The organism is Pseudomonas sp. SWRI154 (assembly GCF_014268645.1).
Classification (GTDB): Bacteria; Pseudomonadota; Gammaproteobacteria; order Pseudomonadales; family Pseudomonadaceae; genus Aquipseudomonas; species Aquipseudomonas marvdashtae.
The window spans coordinates 143,778-163,616 of the sequence record NZ_JABWQW010000013.1 but is presented as its reverse complement, the minus strand read 5'-3'; the positions used below and the strand labels follow the sequence as shown (position 1 = coordinate 163,616).

Here is a 19,839-nt window from a genome sequence, read left to right as displayed (position 1 = left end):
CGATTATCCAGATACACCTTGCTGAATGGTTTTGGGTCTGCTGCGCAGCCCAGCGGGAGCAAGCTCCCTCGCCACAGGTTTATCGTTTGCTCTCGAAAGCGGCGTTTGCTTGTGCCAATGAAGACGAGGGAATTTGCTTACTTTTACGCTTCCTAAAAGTGAGTCGCTGTAAAAGCGAAACCATTAGCAGCCATTACCAAAAAAACGGATAAACCCGCAAGAACCCAGAAGCACACCCTACAGCGGCGGTGAATCTTCCAGGCATAGCAACGTCTCAATCCGCGCCGGGCTAAACGGCGGACGCGGAAGGGGCGGCGTCCAGCCCAGCAAATGCTCCAGCGCCGCGCCACAGACCCGCCCCTGACAAGCCCCCATGCCACAACGACTCGCCAGTTTGGCCTCACGCCAGTTCCCATGACTGCTCAGCTCGCCAAAAGACACGTCCTCACAGCGACAAACCAACGTGTCATCCCGAACCAGCTGCTTCAAGCGCAAATCCAGCGCAAAGGCAGTGTTCAGCGACCTAGCAAAACCCTGCCATCGCGCCCGAGGGGGCCACAAGCGCTGGGCAGCCAAGGTATCGCCGACGGCGGCGTGGCCAGCAATGGCGCCTTCGACCAAGGCCAGTTCGCTGCCGCCAAAACCGGTGCATTCACCTGCGGCATAGTGTTGAGGGCGAGTGGTGGCTTGCCAGGCATCGACCGCCAGGGCCTGTGCGTCAAGGCCGCAGCCCAATGCCTGGCCCAGCTGGGTATTGGGAACAAGGCCGAAGCCACAGGCCAACCGGTCGACGGCCAGTTCCACGGTTTTGCCGTGTTGCAGCAGGCGCACGCCTTCGAGCTTGTCTGTTCCGAAGGCTTCCAGCACGTGGGTGGCGGTGCGGTAGTGCCCGTCGAACAGGCTGAACGATTGCAGGAATTTACCCGGCCAGCGCGGCAGCTGCATGGCGAAACCGGCCACGGAGGAGCGGCTGGCCTGTTCGGCGATTCGTAGCACCTGCGCCCCGTGATGTCTCGCCGTGGCCGCGCTGGCAAGCAACAGTGGGCCGCTGCCGGCCACCACCAGGCGTTCGCCACGCACCGGCAAGCCGCCCTTGATCAGCGCTTGCAGACCGCCGGCGCCGGTGACGCCGGGCAGCGTCCAGCCGGGGAAGGGCAGCAGCAGCTCGCGGGCACCGGTGCAGAGGATCAAGCGGTCGTAGCTGATCAGCCAACCCCGTTCGGCATCTTCCACCAGCAGGGTTTTCTCAGCGGCACTGGCGATCACCCGGGTGCCGGTTCGGCACTGTATGTTGCTGCAACCGTGCAAGCGGTTGCGTAGCCGACGTGCTTCGGTGGGGAGCTGGGCCTGGGGACCGTCGCGCCAGATCTGTCCGCCCGGGATCGGGTTATCGTCCAGCAGGACGATGCGTGCACCGCTGCTTGCCGCCGCGAGGGCTGCCGCCATGCCGGCCGGGCCGGCACCGATGATCAGGATGTCTGTGGATTCGTTCATGGTCGTGTGTGCACCTGCATGCCTTCGCGGCACGGCGTCTGGCAGGCCAGCCGCCGACGGCCGTCGATCATGACCCGGCATTCCTGGCAGACGCCCATGCCGCATAAAGGCGCGCGACGCTGGCCGGTCACCGAGGTGCGGCTGCAGCCGTCCGCGCCCAGGGCCAACGCCGCCGCGACGCTGGTGCCGTCGGCAACCGACAATGGATGGCCATCAAGGAATAATTCAGGCATGGGCAGGTTCTCCCAGGAAGCGCTGCGGCAGGTAAGGCTGCGGCGCAAGCGGCGAAGCTTCGTTGAACAGCTGCGCGGCCAGCAGATCGGCGGTCGCGGGGGCGGTGGTAACGCCCAATCCTTCATGGCCAACCGCCAGCCACAGGCCCTTGCGCTGTGGATGTCGACCCACCAGTGGTAGGCCGTCGGGGCTCGCCGCGCGAAAACCGGTCCAGGCCCGAATGCCGTTGAGCTGTGCCAGCCCTGGCATGTAGTCCACGGCGCGCTTGAGCATCTTTGCCAACATCCAGCCTTCAACTTGCGGATCGACGTTGCCAAATTGCCGCGAGGCGCCGATGAACAATTGCCCAGTGGGTCGCGGTTGGATATTGCACGCAACCGATGGCCCACTGGCGTTGTGGGCGCTGGTGACATAGCCCAGCTCGACCAGTGTGTGGGTGACGCTGGCGGGGTAGCGATCGGTGATTAACAGATGCCCTTTCTTGGGTTCGATCGGCAGCTCCGGGCACAGCTCGGTGGCCTGGATGCCGTTGGCCAACACCACGGCTTCGGCGCTCAGCCAGCGACCATCGGCGAGGCGGACGCGGTGGCCGTCGACTTCGCTGACTTCGGCACGCTGTTGGCAGATGTTGTCGTGATCGAGCATCCACCGGGCAGCGGCGGGCGCATAGAGAATGCCGTCGCCCTTGATCAGCAATCCACCTTCCAGGCCCGCCCGCAGTTCCGGTTCGCGCTGGGGCAGCGCGGCGCAACCGATCAGTTCGCAGGCCTCGCCGTGGGCCATCAGGTTCAGGTATTTGCTGTGGGCCACGGCCATTTCTTCGGCGTTGGCCGCCAGCCACAGCGTACCGTTATTGCGCCAGGCGCAGCTTTGGGGCAGGGCAGGCGCCAGTTCGCGCCATCGTCGCAGGGAATATTGGCTCAGGGCCAGTTCCGCCGGGTTGTCATCGAGCACCAGCAGATGGCCCATGCCGGCGGCCGTGGCGCCGTGCCAACCGGCGTCCAGCACCAGGACCCGCAAGCCACGCCGGGCCAAGGTCCGGGCGCAGGCGGCGCCGATGATCCCGGCGCCGATGATGATCACATCGGCGGCGTGGCCTTCATTCACGAACGAATGCCCCAGGCGAACGGGTCGTCCGGGTCGATGATCAGCGTGGATTGCGCGCTGATGTAGGCTCGGCCGCGAATGGTCGGCACGATGCGCTCGCCCGAGCGCTCATAAGAACCTTCGAATTGGCTGCCGATGACACTGGCCTGGCGCCAGATCTGCCCGGGTTGTAGTTTGCCGTCGGCCGCCAGGCACGCCAGTTTGGCGCTGGTACCGGTGCCGCACGGAGACCGGTCATAGGCCTTGCCCGGGCAGAGCACGAAGTTTCGGCTGTCGGCATGGGGATCCTCGGCGAACAGTTCGATGTGGTCGATCAGCCCGCCGTCCTCGCCACGAAAGCCTTGTTGCTCCAACGCCTGCTGGACCGCAAAGGTGTAGGCGGTCAGCGCGTCGAGGTTGTCACCGGCCACGCGCTGGCCGTGGTCGGCGACCAGGAAAAACCAGTTGCCGCCCCATGCCACATCGCCCACCACCGGGCCGATGCCGGGCACTTCCAGGCGCAGCGCCTGGCGATAACGGTAGGCCGGTACGTTGCGCACGCTGACGCTGTGATCGTCATGCAGGGTCGCCTGCACGGTGCCCACCGGCGTTTCGATGCTGTGCACGCCGGGGTCGATCCTGCCCAGATGCGCGAGTGACGCCACCAGGCCGATGGTGCCGTGGCCGCACATGCCCAGGTAACCGCTGTTATTGAAGAAGATCACCCCGGCACAGGCCGACGGGTCCACCGGTTCGCAGAGCAAGGCGCCCACCAGCACATCGCTGCCGCGTGGTTCCAGCACGCACGCGGTGCGCCAGGCGTCATGCTGGTCGGCCAGCCGTTGCCGGCGCTCGGCCATGCTGCCTTGGCCCAAGTAGGGGAAACCGTCGGTGACCAATCGGGTCGGTTCGCCGCCGGTGTGGGAATCGATCACGGTGATGCGTTTCATGGCGCCACGTCCGTTCAGGTGAGTGACGGCAAGCGTGGCCCGTGTCGAGGGCTGGCGGCTTGAGCGTTTTATCTGCCGTGCGTGACGAAATCGGCACAGCACCAAGATGCATTACCGACTCGAAGGCAGAAACTCGAACAGCGTCTTGCAGACACCGGCGATATGCTCGTCCAGCAGTTTTACCGCACGCTCTACGTCACCGGCGCGGCAGGCATCGACGATGTCCCGATGCTCATGATCGGCGCGCTCCTTGCCGGCGGACAGGCTCATCTGCATGCGCAGGTAACGTTCCAACTTGTCGTGGACCGAGCGGATCAACCCCACCATGAAGGGCCGTTGCGCCGGTTCGTAGAGGCAGGCGTGCAGCTGCCAGTTCAGCTCTGCCCAGCGGCCGACGTCGTCTTCGCCGATGAATTCCCGGCAGATGCTTTCAGCCCGGGCAAAGGTATCTTCGGTCATGTTGGGAATCGCCAGGCGCAGGACTTTGTCCTCCAACAACATCCGCACCTCGAACATCTGCGCCAGTTCAGCCTCGGACATGCGCGTAACCATGGCCCCGCGGTTGCGCTGGAACATCACCAACCCTTCGGCCTCCAGCCGCTTGAGGGCTTCGCGCACGGGGATCTTGCTGACGTTGAACTGCCGGGCGATGTCGTCCTGGCGAATCGGCTCGTCCTCGGCAAAATGTCCGGCCACGATGGCATCGCGCAGATGCCGGGTGATGATTTCCGAGGTGGAAGGGGTGTTGCCCAGATCAGGCAGATTGAACTTGGATAAAGTCACGGCGGCAGGTCGTTCGGCTGATTTGGGGATATGGTATACGAATTTGCCGATAAATCCCTTGCCACCAGTGGGCGTGCGTTCAGCCAGGAGACTGTTGGGTGATGAAGGCAGCTGTCCGCACGATTAACAGCCCGGTGATAGAGGCACCCGCCAGCAGCGCCAGGCCGAACACGATCAGCGCGACATCAGCGCCGAAATGATCGGCCAGCAACCCCGTCACCACCACCGGAAGACTGAACCCGACATAGGCGAACAGGAAGAATCCGGCCGTGACCCGGGCCTTCTGCGCACCGGCCATGGCGGTGATGGCCGACAATCCACCCAAGTACAGAAAACCGTAGCACGCGCTGCTGGCGCCCAGCGCACCCAACAACACGGCGGGCAGCGAACCCTGGCTCGCGCCCCAGGCCAGCAGGGCGTAACTCAGAGGCAAGACCAATAACCCCAATCCGGTGGCCCTGGCCGGGTGCATGCGGCGTACCCACGGTTGAAAGACCAACCCACAGCTGATGACCGTGAATGTCGACAGGCCGGACCATTGCTGCAAGTCATGGGCGGCGAGCACCGAGGGCAGGATGGCGATCACCAGGCCCGACGTCGCCCAGGCCAGCAGCATGGAAAAGCTGTAGGGCAGGCTGCCACAGGGAAACACAGGCAGGCGTAGCAACGGCGCATGCTTGATTCTCTCGGCGGGGTCCGGCAGGCGCCAGACCACGACCAGGGCAAAGGCAGCGAGCATCAATTGCAACCAGAAGCTGCCAGGCGTGACGCTGGGAAGGGCGAGCAAAAACAGGCTGGTCAACGCCGCGCCCAGGCCAAAACCCAGCGACGTACTGGCCGTGACTCGGTTAGCCGGCGAACGGGCGTCGCACGTCGGCATCAGTTCCATCATGTACGCAGTCGAGGTCGCCGAGGCCAGCCCGGTCCCGACACCCATCATCAGGCGCGCCACGCCCAGGGCGATCAGGTTCGGCCAAAGCATCGTGACCACCGTCGCCAGCATCGACAGGCCAAGCGCCGCAAGGATCAGCGGCTTGCGGCCCACCCGGTCGGCCAATCCGCCGAAGGCCAGCAGCACCGGCAACACGCCCAGCACATAACCGGAAAACGCCACCGCCGTGGCGGCGGCGCCGTAGCCGGACAACTGCGCATAAGTGGTGTACAGCGGCGCCTGCAGATTGACCGCCAAGGTGATCAGGCAAAGACCGAAAGCCAATCCCCATGAGTGTCGTTGCTGTGTGTTCAAAAGTGTTCCTTAGCCGCGGTAGAGAGTCCTTGGACTATCACGGCAGGGCACCGCGCAAACAAGGAACAGACGGTCACCTTTTATGCTTAACTGTTCGTCCGAAATGAGCGAACACTTGCTCGAGAACCCGCACCATGGACCTGAAGATCGATCGCAACGCTAGGGGGTCGCTGCTGCGGCACCTCGTCGCCCAAATCACGGGCTGGATCAACACCCATGGCGTCCGCGCCGGCGCTCGAATGCCTTCGATCCGCCAACTGGCAACGGAAAATGACCTGAGTCTGTCGAGCGTGATCAAGGCCTATGACCAGTTGGTGGCGAGCGGGGTGTTGGAATCACGGCATGGCTCGGGTTTTTTCGTCGCGCAACAGCTGCCGGAGGTATTAGCGCCGGAGGCCGAAGAAACGCTTGCGTGGCGGTTATTCGATCAGCAATCGACGCAACTCAAGCTAGGGTGCGGCTGGCTGCCGGACGCGTGGCGCGACGACACCGATCTGGCCCAGGCGATTCGCCAGGTGGTGCGCAGCGACAATCAGGCGCTGTTCAACTACAGCACGCCGTTGGGCTCCGCTCATCTGCGCCTGCACATCCAGAAACGCCTGGGCCTGATTGACATTCATGTCGATCCCCGTCAGATCCTCACCACCCAAGGCGCCAGCCATGGTCTCGACCTGTTGGTGCGCACGCTGCTCAAGCCGGGTGACCTGGTGCTGGTGGAAAGCCCTGGTTATTACAACCTGTTCAACCTGCTGAAGTTGCACGGGGTCAGGACCCTGTCGGTCCCTAGAACCGCTCAAGGGCCGGACATCGCCAGCCTGGAGCGGCTGCTCGAAGAGCATCGACCTTCGTATTTCTTCATCAATAGCATGTACCAGAACCCCACCGGCACGAGCCTGGCGCCCAGCGTGGCGTATCGCCTGTTGCAACTGGCGACACTGCATGACTTTCGTCTCATCGAGGACGATATCTATGCCGACTTCCAGAACGGCCCGACGTCTCGCCTGGCCTCCCTCGACGCCTTGGACCGAGTGATATACCTGGCGAGTTTTTCCAAGACGTTGTCCAGTTCGTTGCGCATCGGTTACGTGGTCGCCCAACCCGAAATCATCAACCGCCTGGCCGAAATCAAAATGGTCACCGGTATCGGCTGCTCATTGCTGGCGGAAAACGTCGTGGCAACCTTGTTGGCCAACGGCGCGTATCGCAAGTTGATCCAACGCTTGCGCCTGCGCTTGAACAAGCAGATGGCGAGCACGCTGCGGCAGCTCGATCCGGCTTATTGGCAGGTCTTCGCCGAACCGAGCGGAGGCCTGTTCGTGTGGGCCAGGCCGCGGCATGTGCCGGCCGAGCGGGTGCAGCAGATCGCCGCGCAACTGCAGGTGCAGCTGTCGCGGGGTTCTTCGTTCTTGCCTCAAGGTGAAGCGTGTGACTGGTTGCGGTTGAACGTGGCGTACACCCAGGATGCCCGTGCGCAGTCTTTTTTCAGACAGATCGAGAATGAATCGACAATTGGCACAACAGTACTAATGGGAATTGATATCAAATAGGAATGAGTTACTGTATCTTTCGCGACACATTCTTGTCGGTCCACCAGTGGGCCGACGTTCTTTGGTTAGGATTGTGCGTCGATGCGTCGGATACTCGTTTCACTGTGTGTGCTCCAGGCTTATTCCATTCCCACGTGGGCAGAAGAGCCCAGTCCTGCAGACAGGGCACCTCTGGAGCTGCAAGCCACCGATATCGTAGGCACCGCGGATTTCGAAACCGCCCAGGGACCCGTGAAGGGTTATCGCGCGACCCGTTCGGCCAGTGCTACACGTACCGACACCGCGATCCATGAAACCCCGCAGTCCATTTCTGTCGTGTCCCGCGACGTCGTCGAAGACCTCAGCGCCACTCGCCTGCAAGACGCTCTCGATTACGCCGGCGGCGTAGGCCGGGCCAACAACTTCGGCGGCCAGGGCTTGACCACGTTTACCGTGCGCGGCTTCACCACCGGCGAGTTCTACCGCAACGGTTTTCCGATCAATCGTGGCTACCCGAACATGCCCGACGCCAACACCATCGAGCGACTGGAAGTCTTGCGCGGCCCCGCGACGATGCTTTATGGCCGTGGCGATCCCGGCGGCACTTTCAACGTGGTCTCCAAGCAACCGCTGGCCGAGCGCGCGGTGACCCTGGGCAGCCAGGTCAGCGACCAAGGGATGCGTCGAGGCACCCTGGACGCGTCCGGCCCCTTGGACGAAGAAGGGCGGTTGGCGTATCGCCTGAATGTGATCGGCGAGGGCGGCGACACGTTCCGCGACGATGTCGAGACCGAGCGCTATGGCGTTGCGCCCGTGGTCTCCTGGCAGGTCAACGACACCACGCGCCTGATCTTCGAAGGCGATTTCATGCGCAACAATCATCCCCTGGACCGTGGCTTGACCCACTATGCCGGGCAGCGTGGCACAGCGTCCCGCGACACCTTTTTCGGCGAAAAAGACGTCGGCAAACTGCACAACGACAACAGCATGCTGCAGGTGCGTTTCGAGCACATGCTCAACGACGATTGGACCCTGGCCGGCGGCACCCAGTGGCTTGACGGGACGCTTCAAGGCAACGCGGTCGAAGGCAACGGCATCGCCGCCGACGGGCGCACCCTGGGGCGAAATTTCAACTACCGCAAGCTGGAATGGACTGACCGTGACACCCAGCTCAACCTCACCGGGCATTTCTCTACCGGCGGGTTCGAGCACACGCTGTTGACCGGCGTGGAATATGAAGATTATGACTACCAGTCGATCATCCGACGTTCCGCCGCGGGCGCAGGCGCATATCCGATCGACATCTTCGATCCGGTGTCCGGTCAGCCGCGCCCGGCATTGACCCGCACGCCCACCGACGACCAGGAAAACCTCAAGACGTTTGGTGTGTTCGTCCAGGATCAAGTGGCCCTGACCGAGCGTTTGAAGGTGTTGGCTGGTGCGCGTTTCGAGCGATTCGAGCATCAATACGAGACGTTTGTGCCCGTCCCGGCTAACCAACGGCCAGGCAGCCGCAACTGGGACGTCACCGAAAGCGCGGTCACGCCGCGCCTGGGCGTGATCTACGACCTGACCGACACGGTGGCCGTCTACGCCAACACCGCCCGTTCGTTCAAACCCAACAACGGCGCCAGCCGCGAAGGCGGTGGGTTCAAGCCGGAAGAGGGCAAGTCGTATGAAATGGGCGTCAAGTGGGAAGCCATGGATCGCCAGTTGAGCGTCGATGCGGCGGTGTACCAGATCGAAAAACGCAACGTCTTGACCCCGGATCCGCTGGATTCAACCTTCAACGTGGCCGCCGGTGAAGTCCGCAGCCGTGGCTTCGACCTGAACGTGGCGGGCAACCTGACACCCGAGTGGCGCGTCATCGGCGGCTACGCCTACGTGGATGCCGAAGTGACCAAGGACACCAACATCCCTACCGGCACTCGCTTGCTCAACGTGCCCAAGAACACCTTCAGCCTGTTGAACATGTACGAGTTCCAAGACGGCGGCCTCAAGGGGTTGGGCCTGGGCGTGGGCACCAAGTATGTCGATGAGCGGGCCGGCAACACGGCGGCTACCACCTTCACCATGGACAATTACACCGTGGTCGACCTGCTTGGCTACTACAAGGTCAACGAGCGCATTCGTCTCAACCTGGACCTGAAGAACCTGTTCGACGCGGATTATGAAGAAGGCGCGTTTGGTGGCGTGTACGCCTATCCGGGCGCGCCGCGCACCGTGCAGGCGGGGATCTCCTACTCGCTGTAAATCCCACGTTTTTATAAAAAAACCCCGAAGGTCCTGCCTTCGGGGTTTTGTTTTTTTACCACTTGCCAGTGCTCATTCCGCCGTCCACCGGCAGAATCGCGCCGGTCGTAAAATCCGCGCCGGCTAGGTACAACACGGCTTCGGCGATCTCATCAATGGTGCCCACCCGACCGGCCGGAGCCAGGTTATTGAGGAAATCGCGATGCGCCGGGTCATGCATGGGCGTGTCGATGATGCCGGGTGCCACCGCGTTGACCTTGATGTTGTGGGGCGATAATTCCAGGGCCAGGGCGCGGGTCATCTGGTTCACACCGCCCTTGATCAGCACCGGCAGCGCGGCTGGCACCTGGATGTTCGGTTGCAGCGCTACCGAGGCGGAGATGTTGATGATGAAACCCTGCTGTCGGCTGATCATGTGCGCGGCCGCGGCCTGACTGGCGTAAACGAGCCCTTTGAGGTTGGTGTCCAGCAGCGATTCGAGGTCTTGGGGGCTGTATTCAACGAAGGGTTTCGGCAGGAAGAACCCGGCATTGTTCACCAGCCCATCCACGGCACCGAAGGCCTCGATGGCTTTGCCGATGAGGGCGGTTGAAGTCGCAGGGTTGGCAATGTCGCCCGCCACGCCGATGAAACTGGCTGGATGACCCAGTTGCCCCGCCGCGTCGTCCAGGCCAGCCTGGGAACGGGCGTTGCCCACTACGTTATAGCCGCGTGCCAGGAACGCCTTGACCAAGCCAAGGCCAATGCCGCTGGATGCGCCGGTGACGATGACGGTTTTGTTGATGCTCATGATTGGACTCCTGATCGTAGTGAATTGGACCGATGCGCCGGGTTGGGCGGGGTTGATATCAGGTTATTGGTGCGCTTGGGTTTGATAAATAGAAGGTCGGGTACTTGAGTTGATACCTGATGTAATGAATTGCTGAGCTTTCCTCAGTTGGTTCATATGCTTTATATGAGGGGTGTGCAATGAAGTTAAGTTATAAAAAACTGTCACTTCTTACAGGTTGCGTAAAGAGAGGGGTAGCTTAGATTTATATGGAAGTGATCAGAATGGTTCGGGCATATATCTCGTCCATTCGCTACCCACCGCCGGGGCATGCGTTTTCAGCGCTTTTGGATGGCATGAAACGGGGTATTTTCTGATGATAAATTTCCAGGAAGACATATTATGAGTTGGCAAGAATATATTGATACAAATCTCGTAGGCACCGGACACGTGAAACAAGCAGTAATTGCCGGTACTGACGGAAGATCCTGGGCGACATCTTCAGGGTTTGCCCCCTCCATAGAGGAACTACAAGCGTTGATTGCAGGATTCGAAAACCCAAGTAGTGTTGTGGGCAAGAAGCTCTTGATTTCAGGGAAGGGATATACAGTGACTAAGGCCGACGGCACTACTATAACTGGGGCAGAGTCTGCTAATGGAATTGTGGCGTGCAAGTCAGGTACTGCTATTGTTTTAGGTGTTTATGCAGAAGGGATTTCACCAGGTTCCTGCCGCGTGACTGTCGAGAGCGTTGCTGAATATTTGTGAGGGAGCGGTTATTAATTTGGGTGCGAGGTGTTAGTGTCAAGCATCTAAATCAGTGTCTTGTTTTATAAGTGAAATTTTCTAACAAGTGGCTATACGTCGCGATGCGTCATGGACCGTTAAGGCGAGGTTAGCGTGTAGAAAAAACCATACCTACCGTACCGGTTCAGCTCGCTCGCATCAGCGATTTTCAGTCGCATCGGAGTTGACTGATCTGCTGTGATCGGGAGTAAGCTCGCTCACGAGGTAGCACGTTGGCAGGCAAAAAGCCCGGTCAATCGGACCGGGCTCACAAGGGTGAAGCCTTATTCCTTAGGAAGACCTCCATACTCCGTCGTCGTCATCCCCGCGTATCCCCAATTATCCGTGTCGACTTCTTCGATCACGATATGGGTCAAATGCGGGTCCTTGCCCAGCACGCGCTGGAGGGTTTCGGTGATTTCGCAAATTACCTGGGCTTTCTGTTCACGGGTGACGCCGTCTCGGGTGATTCATTGACGAAAGGCATCTTGCACTCCAGCTGATGAAAATGTGCGCAGGATCGAGGACCACTGTATTCATACGTCGCGTGCTGGCAAACAGGTTTTGGGAATCATCAGTGGATAGTCGAATCTGAATTACCTGCTCCGTTACACCTCACCTCAAATCTATTACTGTGTGAACGATTGTTATCGTGTGTTTGGTGAGCGTAGCTTTATGCTTGTTGTTTATAGCGTAGCATCGAAATTGATATAAAAAACTGTTATTTCTTACAGGTTTCACAGGTAAGTAACAGTGGTTAAATTTCTACGCGCCCAATTAAAAATCCAGCGGATGTGGTTTTTAGTAAAGCCCGTTAGGTGGCGCTGATGAGGAAAATGGCAAACAGCTAAATCGGCTTCTAGCATTCGCTATGAATTAATACGATTTAGCAATATAAGCAAAATAGTTTGAGGAGAAAATCATGATCAATGTGCTTGGTAAGATAGCTCTAGCGACCGCTACCTCTATCGCGTTAATAACCCATCTCGAACTTGCCTTCGCGGCGACACCTGGTTCGGCATGTACTGTTGAAGAGCGGGTTCTTACGACAGGAGAGCAGATAGTCCGCCAAGGTACAGTAACTAATGATGGGCGCTCCTGTGAAATTGGAAATGGTACCCCTCCCAAACCTTGCTCCAGTCAGATTCATATTGGTGAAAGTGTTTATTACGGCCAATGCCCCTCTTGAGCATCCTACCTATGCCAGATACATTTTCAATAAACCTACTCTGGACGATTCTTATCCGGAAAGGGAAGCAAATGGTAGAGGACTGCGCATAAATGGCATGCTCAGGCTATGACTCAAGATGGGCACGGCCTGCTGGCTGACGCCCGGTCACTCGGACCGGGCTCGGGATGTTTAAGCGTCACTCCTTAGGAAGACTTCGATACTGCGTCGTCGTTATCCCTGCATAGCCCCAGTTATCGGTGTCGACTTCCTCGATCACGATGTGGGTCAGGTGTGGGTCCTTACCCAGCACGCGCTGCAAGGTTTCGGTGATTTCGGAAATCACCTGGGCTTTCTGCTCGCGGGTAACGCCGTCGCGAGTGATACGAACGTTGACGAAAGGCATGCTGGACTCCAATTGGACAAATGTACGCAGGAAGAGCCCCGCGCAATCGAGGCCACTGTATTTATACGCCACGGGCTGATAAACAGGCATTGGGAATATTCAGTTGATACGCGGTGTAATGAATCATGAAGCGTCATTTCGAAGACTTGCAGTTGGGCAGCATCGAATTGTTCTGCCTGGCGGCGGAGGCGGGCAGTTTTACCGCGGCGGCCCAAGTCGCGGGCGTTACCCCGGCGGCGGTGAGCCGTTCGATCTTTCGCCTGGAGGAGCGCCTGGGGTCGCGGCTGTTCGTGCGCACCACCCGCAGCATCCGGCTGACCGACGCCGGCCGGACTTATTTCGAGCAATGCCGCCAGGCGCTGACGCAACTGGTCGAGGCGCAACAGGAAATGATGGGCGCGCAGTCGGTGCCGTCCGGGCAGTTGCGCATCAGCGTGCCGACGACCTACGGTCATCACCGTATCCTGCCGCTGCTGCCGATGTTTCGCGCGTTGTACCCGCAAGTCAGCGTGGACATCCATCTGAGCAACCGCAACATCGACTTCGTCGCCGAGGGTTACGACTTGGCGATACGGGTCCGGGCCCAGCCGGATTCCTCGATGATCGCCCGGTTGTTGGAGGATGCCAGGCTGGTGGTGGTCGCCGCGCCGGATTACTTGCGCAAGGCAGGCACGCCGCTGACGCTGGAAGACCTCGACGTACATGACTGCATCCAGTTTGAATTGCCCAGCAGCGGTCGGCGTATCTCCTGGCTGTTCAACGTCGAGGGCAAGGAAAGGGAAGTGGTCGCCCAGGGGAGCTATTGCTGCTCCGACGATGTGCTGGGTGGGGTGACGCTGGCCAAGCATGGCGCGGGATTGTTCCAGACCTATCGGTTCATCGTTGAACGGGAATTGGCGGACGGGCAACTGGTGGAAGTGCTTGCGCCTTTCTCCGGGCGCTCGCGGCCGTTCACCTTGCTGTATCCCCATGGCCGGTATGTGCCGCAGCGGGTGCGGGCGTTTGTGGATTTCCTGCTGGAGTACCGGCAGCAATGGGCCGGAGCCTGACGCAAGGCGCCAGGGCTGAAAAGGCATTCCTGTGGCGAGGGAGCTTGCTCCCGCTGGGCCGGTCCGACGCCTCGGGCGCAGCAGCCCCAAAATGTTGCGGTCGCTGCGCAACCGAGCGGGAGCAAGCTCCCTCGCCACGGAAGTTTCCCGGCTTAACCTGCGATCAGAACCGGAACGCCTGACGCCCAATCAACAGCCACTTGCTGTTCTGCTTCTGCCAGATCTGGAAGTTTTCGATTTCGGTCGGGACCACTTCGGTGCCCTTGAGCGCCTGGGCGGAGAAATGGTTGCGTACCAGCGCCACGTCGCCAGACAGGGTGATTTTCTGGTTTTTCATTTCCAGGGTCTTGAACGCGCTCTTGCCGGTTTCGATGTCGGCGATGAAGGCTTTCTTGTCCTGGATGTTGCCGCTGGAGTGGCCGTAGGTCAGGTTTTCGGCGGCCAGGGCCTGAAGCTGAGGGATGTCCTTATGCAGCATGGCCTGGGTCAGGTGATCGACCGCTTGGGCGACTTCTTTCTCGGCCGAGGCGGGGGCGGCGGCGACGTAGCCGCTGAAGAGGCAAACGAAACCAACAAGCAGGGTTGCTTTTCTCATGGGTCTTTCCTTGTTGTTGTAGGTATCAGGAATGCGAGCGCTCGGTGCTCGTCGGTCATCGTACAACTTGTCAGAGAAGACTGGAATAGGCTGCTGTTAATGTGGCGAGGGAGCCAAGCTGTCTCGCCACGGGTTTCACTCCGGTAATCAAACCCCGTCCCGAACCGCCCCGCGAATCCCTTCCAGCAGCATGGTGAACGCCGGGTTGTCATTGTCCTCGCGCCACACCAAGTGCAGCTCGCTCTGCACGCCTTCGCCCAGGTCGATCTCGCGAAACACCACGTGCTTGAACACCACGCTGGTCGCACAACGCGGCACCAGCGCCAGGCCCATGCCGGCGTTGACCAGCGCCAGGATGGTCAGCGACGATCCCAGCCATTGCACGAACTGCGGCGCGACCCTGGCCGAGCGCAGCATGCCGGTGAGCAGTTCGTTGAAGGGCGGGTAGGCCGAGTGGGAGTACATGAGGAAGGGTTGCCCATCCAGATCCTGCACGCTGACAGACTCGGCGCCCGCCAGCGGATGTCCGGCGGGCACCGCCAAAACGAACGGCTCGCGCACCAGGCATTCGGTGGCGTAGCCGGTTTCCAACAGCGGTGAGCGGACTATTCCCAAGTCGGTGCGTCGGGCACGCAGGGCTTCGTGTTGCTGGTAGGTGTTCATCTCCGACAGGACGATTTTCACCTGTGGCTGTTTCAGCCGCGCCTCGGCGATGACTTTGGGCAGGAATTCATACACCGCGCTGCCGACGAAGCTGATGTTGACCGAGCCGATGTCGCCTTGGGCGAAACGCTTGGCTGCTACGGCGGCCTGTTGCGCTTGTTGCAGCAGGTTCTGCGCTTCGATGAAAAACGCCCGGCCGGCGGCGGTGAGGGCGACGCTGCGGGTGCTGCGAGTGAGCAGCTCGACGCCCAGGTGATGTTCCAGCAATTGGATCTGCCGGCTCAAGGGTGGCTGGGTCATGTTCAGGCGTTCGGCGGCACGGCGAAAGTTGAGTTCGGTCGCCACGGTGGTGAAGCAGCGCAGCTGGGCCAGTTCAAACATTGATTCAATCCGGGTATCAATCAAGTGCCAAGTTAGATTAGACGGGAACAATCCACGGCGTCCATCATCGCATCGCTCCTCACAAAGAAAAGCCCCACAAAAACAATATTGGGAGGCACCCGTGGATCACGCATCGGATTCAACCCTGGCCATCGCGGCGGCCAAGGTCAAACGTCACGTCCTGCCGTTGGTGGTGGTGATGTTCATCGTCAACTACATAGACCGCGTCAACATCGGCTTCGTACGCAGCCACCTGGAAACCGACCTAGGCATCGGCGCTGCGGCCTACGGGCTCGGTGCCGGGCTGTTTTTCATCGGCTACGCGCTGTTCGAAGTGCCGTCCAACATGCTCCTGCAACGCTACGGCGCGCGGGCCTGGCTGACGCGCATCATGTTCACCTGGGGCGCGGCGGCCATGGCAATGGCCTTCGTGCGCGGCGAAACCAGCTTCTATGTGTTGCGCTTTATCCTCGGCGCGGCGGAGGCGGGGTTCTTTCCCGGCATCATCTATTACTTCACCCAGTGGCTGCCGGCGAACGAGCGCGGCAAGGCGATGGCGATATTCCTGAGCGGCTCGGCCATCGCTTCGGTGATTTCCGGACCGGTGTCTGGCGCCTTGTTGCACATCAGTGGGCTGGGCCTGCACGGCTGGCAGTGGATGTTCCTGATTGAAGGCGGCGCGTCCATCGTGCTGTGCGGGTTCGTCTGGTTCTGGCTGCAATCTCACCCCAGCCAGGCCAAATGGCTGACGGCCGAAGAGAAGACTGTCCTGATCGCCGCGATTGCCGAAGAACAGCGGGCGCGGGAGGCTGCGCAAGTGGTCAAGCCGTCGATGTTCAAGTTGCTTGCCGACCGACAGATTGCGCTGTTCTGCTTCATCTACTTTTCCATTGCCCTGACGATTTACGGCGCCACGTTCTGGCTGCCCAGCATGATCAAGAAAATGGGCAACCTGGGCGATTTCCAGGTCGGCTTGTTCAATTCCATCCCATGGATCATTTCCATCGTCGCGATGTACGGCTTCGCCGCCCTGGCCGGTAAATGGAAATTCCAGCAGGCCTGGGTCGCGGTGACGCTGGTGATTGCCGCGTTCGGCATGTTCATGTCCACCACTGGCGGGCCGATCTTCGCCTTCGTCGCCATCTGCTTCGCGGCGATCGGCTTCAAGGCTGCGTCTGCGTTGTTCTGGCCCATTCCCCAAGGTTATCTGGATGCGCGCATCGCGGCGGCGGTGATCGCCTTGATCAACTCCATCGGCAACCTCGGTGGCTTCGTCGCACCGACGGCCTTTGGGTTCCTGGAGCAGACCACCGGGTCTATCGAAGGCGGCTTGTACGGATTGGCCATCACTTCGTTGGTCGCCGCGGTGGTGATCTTTTTCGCCCGCACCACACCCAAGCGCGACACCCCCAATTCATTGTCCGGCCGGCGTGAAAGCGTTGCCGACGCCCAATCACCGGAAAAACCCCAAGCCCTGAACCCTGGCCCATCGGGAGCCGCTGTATGAAGATCAAACGCGTCACCGTGACACCCATTGCCTTTCGCGATCCACCGCTGCTGAACGCCAGCGGCATCCACGAGCCGTTCGCGCTGCGTTCGATCATCGAGATCGAAAGCGACAACGGCTACATCGGCCTCGGCGAGAGCTACGGCGATGCGCCGGCCCTGGCGATTCAGCAACAGGTCCAGAGCCAACTGATCGGCCTGGATCCGTTCAACCTCAACCAACTGCGGACCATCGTCCAGGCAACAGTCGCGGCCCATAAACCTGCAAGCGTCGCCGGTGCTGAGCTGGCGCCGGGTTCTCACGCGAGCAAAGCTGTCAGCAATGCCTATTCGGCGTTCGAGGTTGCCTGCCTGGACCTGCAAGCGCATTACCTGAATGTGCCGCTGGTGGATCTGCTGGGCGGCGCGATCCGTGACGAAATACCGTTCAGCGCCTACCTGTTTTTCAAGTACGCCGAGCATGTCGATTCACCGTACCCGGCGGACAGTTGGGGCGAAGCGTTGAATGAGCAACAGATCGTCGCCCAGGCCCGGCGCATGATCGAGGAATACGGTTTCAAGAGCATCAAGCTCAAGGCCGGCGCCTTGGAGCCTGAGCATGAAGTCGCCTGCATCAAGGCGTTGAAGCAGGCGTTTCCCGGTCACCCGTTGCGCATCGACCCGAATGGCAACTGGTCGTTGGAAACTTCGATCCGCATGGCCGAGCTGCTCGGGGATGACTTGCAGTATTACGAGGACCCGACGCCTGGGCTGGAGGGCATGGCCGAGCTGCACAAACGTACGGGCTTGCCGCTGGCGACGAATATGGTGGTGACCGATTTCAACGAGTTTCGCCGCAGCGTGGCCCAGGACAGCGTGCAGATCGTCCTCGCCGACCACCATTACTGGGGAGGGCTGCGGGACACCCAAGTGCTGGCGAAGATGTGCGACACCTTTGGCCTCGGGGTGTCGATGCATTCCAACTCGCACCTGGGCATCAGCTTGATGGCGATGGCCCACGTGGCGGCTTCGGTGCCGAACCTGGATTACGCCTGTGACACGCATTATCCCTGGCAGGAGCCGGATGAAGAGGTGATCAAGGGCGGCAAGCTGCCGTTTGTCGATGGCTGCGTGAAAATCACCCGGGCGCCGGGTCTCGGACTGGAGCTGGACCGCGATCAACTGGGCAAGCTGCATGAGCAGTTCCTCAGCTGCGGCATCCGCCAGCGTGACGATGTCCGGCAGATGCGCCGCTACCGGCCGGATTGGAAAACTGTCAAGCCGCGGTTCTGATCTGAAGGCGAGGGGGCCTGCTGCGCAGGCCAGCGGGAGCAAGCTCCCTCGCCACAAGAGAGCGGGTCCGACTTCATTCCCAAGTACGGATACAGCCCCCGTGGCGAGAGAGCTTGCTCCCGCTGGGTTGCGCAGCAGCCCCGAAAACAGACAACTCGATGTCACTGCTCATTGAGTTGGTCCTCCCAGCCCACCCTGCGGCCCACACCGAAAGTACCGCGCCCCGCGTCATCGGGGTCGTACGCCAAAACTGCCGCGCCAGTCCAGCGCTGCCAAAGCACCCGCCAATCACCTCCAAGGCAGCGTATGACGCGCCCGGGTGCCTTTCGATAATCGCCTCCGACATCCCGTCCCCTGTTGCGGAGCGCGCCATGCACAACAATAAAAATACCTGCCTGCGTTTTTTGCCTGCGATAATCGCTGGCTTTTCGACCTTGGGGCTGACGCCTTGGGCCCAAGCCGAAATCATGCTGTACGACAAGGACCAGACGACCTTTTCCACCGACGGCTACATCAACGCCTTCTACGTCAACAGTGACGTGGACCGCGCCGGGGAGCAATTCGATCGTCGCCAATCTCGGGTCAAGATGGGTTTCCTGCCCAACTACCTGGGCTTCAACATGGGCAAGCAGGTCGATGACCTCAAGCTCGGCGCCCGCGCCTCGTTCTGGGTGACCATCAACGACAGCGAAACCAATGGCACCGACACCGCCATCGACGTGCGGCAGTTCTACGGCACCGTCGCCAACCCAGAGTGGGGCGAGGTGCTGATCGGCAAGGACTTCGGCCTGTTCGCCCGCTCCAACATTCTCCTCGATGAACTGCTGGCCGGTTACGGCCAGGTCAGCGACACCCTCGGGCTGGTGGACGGTGGCGGTGTGTCGTTCGGCAATATCGGCAGCGGTTATCCGTATCCGTTCCCGACCTCGCAGATCACTTATCGCACACCTGTCATGGATGGGCTGCGCGTGGCTGTGGGCATCATGGACCCAGTGGACACCAACGACAGCAGCACCACGGGCAAGGCCTACCAGGAAAACCCGCGCACCGAGAGCGAGGTCACCTACCAGTTCGACCTGGCCGGGGCGAAGATCTACAGCTGGCTCAACGGCAGCTACCAGACTTCCGACAATACCGACTCCAGTGTCGAGTCGGTGACTTCCAAGGGCCTGGGCTATGGCGTGCAAGCGAAAATGGGCGGGCTGTCGCTCACCGGCTCCGGATTCCAGGCCAAGGGCATCAACCCGTTCTTCACCAACAATGCCGGCGAAGCCACGTTGCGCAACGTCGACAGCAAGGGCTACCTGCTCCAGGGTTCCTACAAACTGGGCAAGAACCGCCTGGCGCTGTCCTACGGCAAGACCGAGGATGACGGCAACGGCGTGGTCGGCAGCGGTGCGGATATGAGACCCGCGGTGTCGCGCTGTTCCACGACATCAACGACAACCTCAAGCTCGTGGCCGAATACAACCAGTTCGAGATCAGTGGCCACGACACCAGGGCCCAGAATGAAGACACCGATACGTTTGCGGTGGGGGCGGTGTTGACCTGGTAAAGACGAATCGGAACCGTGGCGAGGAAGCAAGCTTCCTCGCCACAAAAGCAATCCCCATTGTTCTCGTTCCATGGAAGCGTCTATCCGCTACCCAAGTAGCATTCGTGCGCCGTGCCC

At 60.5% G+C, this 19,839-nt stretch carries 19 protein-coding genes and 1 pseudogene; 9 read left to right on the top strand and 11 right to left on the bottom strand.

Annotated elements, in window-relative coordinates; genetic code table 11:
• On the top strand, window positions 1-212 hold a 212-nt coding region (locus tag HU806_RS26490), incomplete at its 5' end, for a hypothetical protein (RefSeq protein ID WP_238350177.1).
• A 25-nt stretch (window positions 213-237) separates the two neighbouring features.
• Here the strand turns inward: HU806_RS26490 and HU806_RS14320 are convergent.
• From HU806_RS14320 to HU806_RS14295, 6 genes are all read right to left on the bottom strand, one after another.
• Complete coding sequence (locus HU806_RS14320) at window positions 238-1,494, bottom strand: NAD(P)/FAD-dependent oxidoreductase (RefSeq protein WP_186612003.1); 1,257 nt, start codon at window positions 1,492-1,494, stop codon at window positions 238-240.
• The gene (locus tag HU806_RS14315) at window positions 1,491-1,727 is read right to left on the bottom strand and encodes a 2Fe-2S iron-sulfur cluster-binding protein (protein WP_186612002.1); all 237 of its coding nucleotides are present in this window, start codon (window positions 1,725-1,727) and stop codon (window positions 1,491-1,493) included. Before HU806_RS14315 ends, HU806_RS14320 begins: the two co-directional genes overlap by 4 nt.
• Window positions 1,720-2,835, bottom strand: coding sequence for an FAD-dependent oxidoreductase (locus HU806_RS14310; RefSeq protein ID WP_186612001.1), 1,116 nt, complete (start codon window positions 2,833-2,835; stop codon window positions 1,720-1,722). The genes HU806_RS14315 and HU806_RS14310 overlap by 8 nt, the downstream gene beginning before the upstream one ends.
• Complete coding sequence (locus HU806_RS14305) at window positions 2,832-3,764, bottom strand: 4-hydroxyproline epimerase (RefSeq protein ID WP_186612000.1); 933 nt, start codon at window positions 3,762-3,764, stop codon at window positions 2,832-2,834. Before HU806_RS14305 ends, HU806_RS14310 begins: the two co-directional genes overlap by 4 nt.
• A gap of 111 nt (window positions 3,765-3,875) precedes the next feature.
• Window positions 3,876-4,547: an FCD domain-containing protein gene (locus tag HU806_RS14300; RefSeq protein WP_186611999.1), complete on the bottom strand. Its 672-nt coding sequence runs from the start codon at window positions 4,545-4,547 to the stop codon at window positions 3,876-3,878.
• Between the two features lie 79 nt (window positions 4,548-4,626).
• Entirely contained in the window at window positions 4,627-5,793 is a 1,167-nt protein-coding gene (locus HU806_RS14295) for an MFS transporter (RefSeq protein WP_186611998.1), read from the bottom strand.
• 134 nt (window positions 5,794-5,927) lie between these two features.
• Between HU806_RS14295 and HU806_RS14290 the strand changes: the two genes are divergently transcribed.
• Window positions 5,928-7,340, top strand: coding sequence for an aminotransferase-like domain-containing protein (locus HU806_RS14290; RefSeq protein ID WP_186611997.1), 1,413 nt, complete (start codon window positions 5,928-5,930; stop codon window positions 7,338-7,340).
• Between the two features lie 81 nt (window positions 7,341-7,421).
• Window positions 7,422-9,572, top strand: coding sequence for a TonB-dependent siderophore receptor (locus HU806_RS14285; RefSeq protein ID WP_186611996.1), 2,151 nt, complete (start codon window positions 7,422-7,424; stop codon window positions 9,570-9,572).
• Window positions 9,573-9,627: 55 nt separating this feature from the next.
• Here HU806_RS14285 and HU806_RS14280 read toward each other — a convergent pair whose 3' ends face one another.
• Complete coding sequence (locus HU806_RS14280) at window positions 9,628-10,362, bottom strand: SDR family NAD(P)-dependent oxidoreductase (protein WP_186611995.1); 735 nt, start codon at window positions 10,360-10,362, stop codon at window positions 9,628-9,630.
• A 381-nt stretch (window positions 10,363-10,743) separates the two neighbouring features.
• Between HU806_RS14280 and HU806_RS14275 the strand changes: the two genes are divergently transcribed.
• Window positions 10,744-11,109 (top strand): profilin, encoded by a 366-nt coding sequence (locus HU806_RS14275; RefSeq protein WP_186611994.1) that lies wholly within the window; start codon window positions 10,744-10,746, stop codon window positions 11,107-11,109.
• A 302-nt stretch (window positions 11,110-11,411) separates the two neighbouring features.
• Here HU806_RS14275 and HU806_RS14270 read toward each other — a convergent pair whose 3' ends face one another.
• Window positions 11,412-11,597, bottom strand: coding sequence for a tautomerase family protein (locus tag HU806_RS14270; RefSeq protein WP_527251152.1), 186 nt, complete (start codon window positions 11,595-11,597; stop codon window positions 11,412-11,414).
• A 452-nt stretch (window positions 11,598-12,049) separates the two neighbouring features.
• Between HU806_RS14270 and HU806_RS14265 the strand changes: the two genes are divergently transcribed.
• The gene (locus HU806_RS14265; protein WP_186611993.1) at window positions 12,050-12,316 is read left to right on the top strand and encodes a hypothetical protein; all 267 of its coding nucleotides are present in this window, start codon (window positions 12,050-12,052) and stop codon (window positions 12,314-12,316) included.
• A gap of 178 nt (window positions 12,317-12,494) precedes the next feature.
• Here the strand turns inward: HU806_RS14265 and HU806_RS14260 are convergent, their stop codons facing one another.
• Window positions 12,495-12,701 carry a tautomerase family protein gene (locus HU806_RS14260; RefSeq protein ID WP_186611992.1) on the bottom strand — a complete coding sequence of 69 codons (207 nt, stop codon included), beginning with the start codon at window positions 12,699-12,701 and terminating at the stop codon, window positions 12,495-12,497.
• 125 nt (window positions 12,702-12,826) lie between these two features.
• Between HU806_RS14260 and HU806_RS14255 the strand changes: the two genes are divergently transcribed.
• The gene (locus HU806_RS14255) at window positions 12,827-13,750 is read left to right on the top strand and encodes a LysR family transcriptional regulator (RefSeq protein ID WP_186611991.1); all 924 of its coding nucleotides are present in this window, start codon (window positions 12,827-12,829) and stop codon (window positions 13,748-13,750) included.
• A gap of 163 nt (window positions 13,751-13,913) precedes the next feature.
• On the opposite strand, the gene HU806_RS14250 is transcribed toward HU806_RS14255, so the two are convergent.
• Window positions 13,914-14,345: a nuclear transport factor 2 family protein gene (locus HU806_RS14250; RefSeq protein WP_186611990.1), complete on the bottom strand. Its 432-nt coding sequence runs from the start codon at window positions 14,343-14,345 to the stop codon at window positions 13,914-13,916.
• Between the two features lie 147 nt (window positions 14,346-14,492).
• Window positions 14,493-15,389: a LysR family transcriptional regulator gene (locus HU806_RS14245; RefSeq protein WP_186611989.1), complete on the bottom strand. Its 897-nt coding sequence runs from the start codon at window positions 15,387-15,389 to the stop codon at window positions 14,493-14,495.
• A gap of 199 nt (window positions 15,390-15,588) precedes the next feature.
• Here HU806_RS14245 and HU806_RS14240 point away from each other — a divergent pair, with 199 nt between their 5' ends.
• The 3 genes and pseudogenes from HU806_RS14240 (at window position 15,589) to HU806_RS14230 (ending at window position 19,722) form a co-directional block, all read left to right on the top strand.
• The gene (locus HU806_RS14240; protein ID WP_238350182.1) at window positions 15,589-16,896 is read left to right on the top strand and encodes an MFS transporter; all 1,308 of its coding nucleotides are present in this window, start codon (window positions 15,589-15,591) and stop codon (window positions 16,894-16,896) included.
• Window positions 16,893-18,167 (top strand): glucarate dehydratase family protein, encoded by a 1,275-nt coding sequence (locus tag HU806_RS14235; protein ID WP_186611987.1) that lies wholly within the window; start codon window positions 16,893-16,895, stop codon window positions 18,165-18,167. Before HU806_RS14240 ends, HU806_RS14235 begins: the two co-directional genes overlap by 4 nt.
• A gap of 371 nt (window positions 18,168-18,538) precedes the next feature.
• A pseudogene (locus HU806_RS14230) lies at window positions 18,539-19,722 on the top strand (porin).
• Window positions 19,723-19,839: the final 117 nt, after the last annotated feature.

What these genes read in the sequence shown, in the direction of transcription:
- HU806_RS14260 (WP_186611992.1), bottom strand. Translation starts at nt 12,701, where the DNA reads ATGCCTTTCGTCAACGTTCGTATCACTCGCGACGGCGTTACCCGCGAG.
- HU806_RS14290 (WP_186611997.1), top strand. Translation starts at nt 5,928, where the DNA reads ATGGACCTGAAGATCGATCGCAACGCTAGGGGGTCGCTGCTGCGGCAC.
- HU806_RS14275 (WP_186611994.1), top strand. Translation starts at nt 10,744, where the DNA reads ATGAGTTGGCAAGAATATATTGATACAAATCTCGTAGGCACCGGACAC.
- HU806_RS14320 (WP_186612003.1), bottom strand. Translation starts at nt 1,494, where the DNA reads ATGAACGAATCCACAGACATCCTGATCATCGGTGCCGGCCCGGCCGGC.
- HU806_RS14235 (WP_186611987.1), top strand. Translation starts at nt 16,893, where the DNA reads ATGAAGATCAAACGCGTCACCGTGACACCCATTGCCTTTCGCGATCCA.
- HU806_RS14250 (WP_186611990.1), bottom strand. Translation starts at nt 14,345, where the DNA reads ATGAGAAAAGCAACCCTGCTTGTTGGTTTCGTTTGCCTCTTCAGCGGC.
- HU806_RS14285 (WP_186611996.1), top strand. Translation starts at nt 7,422, where the DNA reads ATGCGTCGGATACTCGTTTCACTGTGTGTGCTCCAGGCTTATTCCATT.
- HU806_RS14255 (WP_186611991.1), top strand. Translation starts at nt 12,827, where the DNA reads ATGAAGCGTCATTTCGAAGACTTGCAGTTGGGCAGCATCGAATTGTTC.
- HU806_RS14305 (WP_186612000.1), bottom strand. Translation starts at nt 3,764, where the DNA reads ATGAAACGCATCACCGTGATCGATTCCCACACCGGCGGCGAACCGACC.
- HU806_RS14245 (WP_186611989.1), bottom strand. Translation starts at nt 15,389, where the DNA reads ATGTTTGAACTGGCCCAGCTGCGCTGCTTCACCACCGTGGCGACCGAA.
- HU806_RS14265 (WP_186611993.1), top strand. Translation starts at nt 12,050, where the DNA reads ATGATCAATGTGCTTGGTAAGATAGCTCTAGCGACCGCTACCTCTATC.
- HU806_RS14315 (WP_186612002.1), bottom strand. Translation starts at nt 1,727, where the DNA reads ATGCCTGAATTATTCCTTGATGGCCATCCATTGTCGGTTGCCGACGGC.
- HU806_RS14240 (WP_238350182.1), top strand. Translation starts at nt 15,589, where the DNA reads ATGTTCATCGTCAACTACATAGACCGCGTCAACATCGGCTTCGTACGC.
- HU806_RS14280 (WP_186611995.1), bottom strand. Translation starts at nt 10,362, where the DNA reads ATGAGCATCAACAAAACCGTCATCGTCACCGGCGCATCCAGCGGCATT.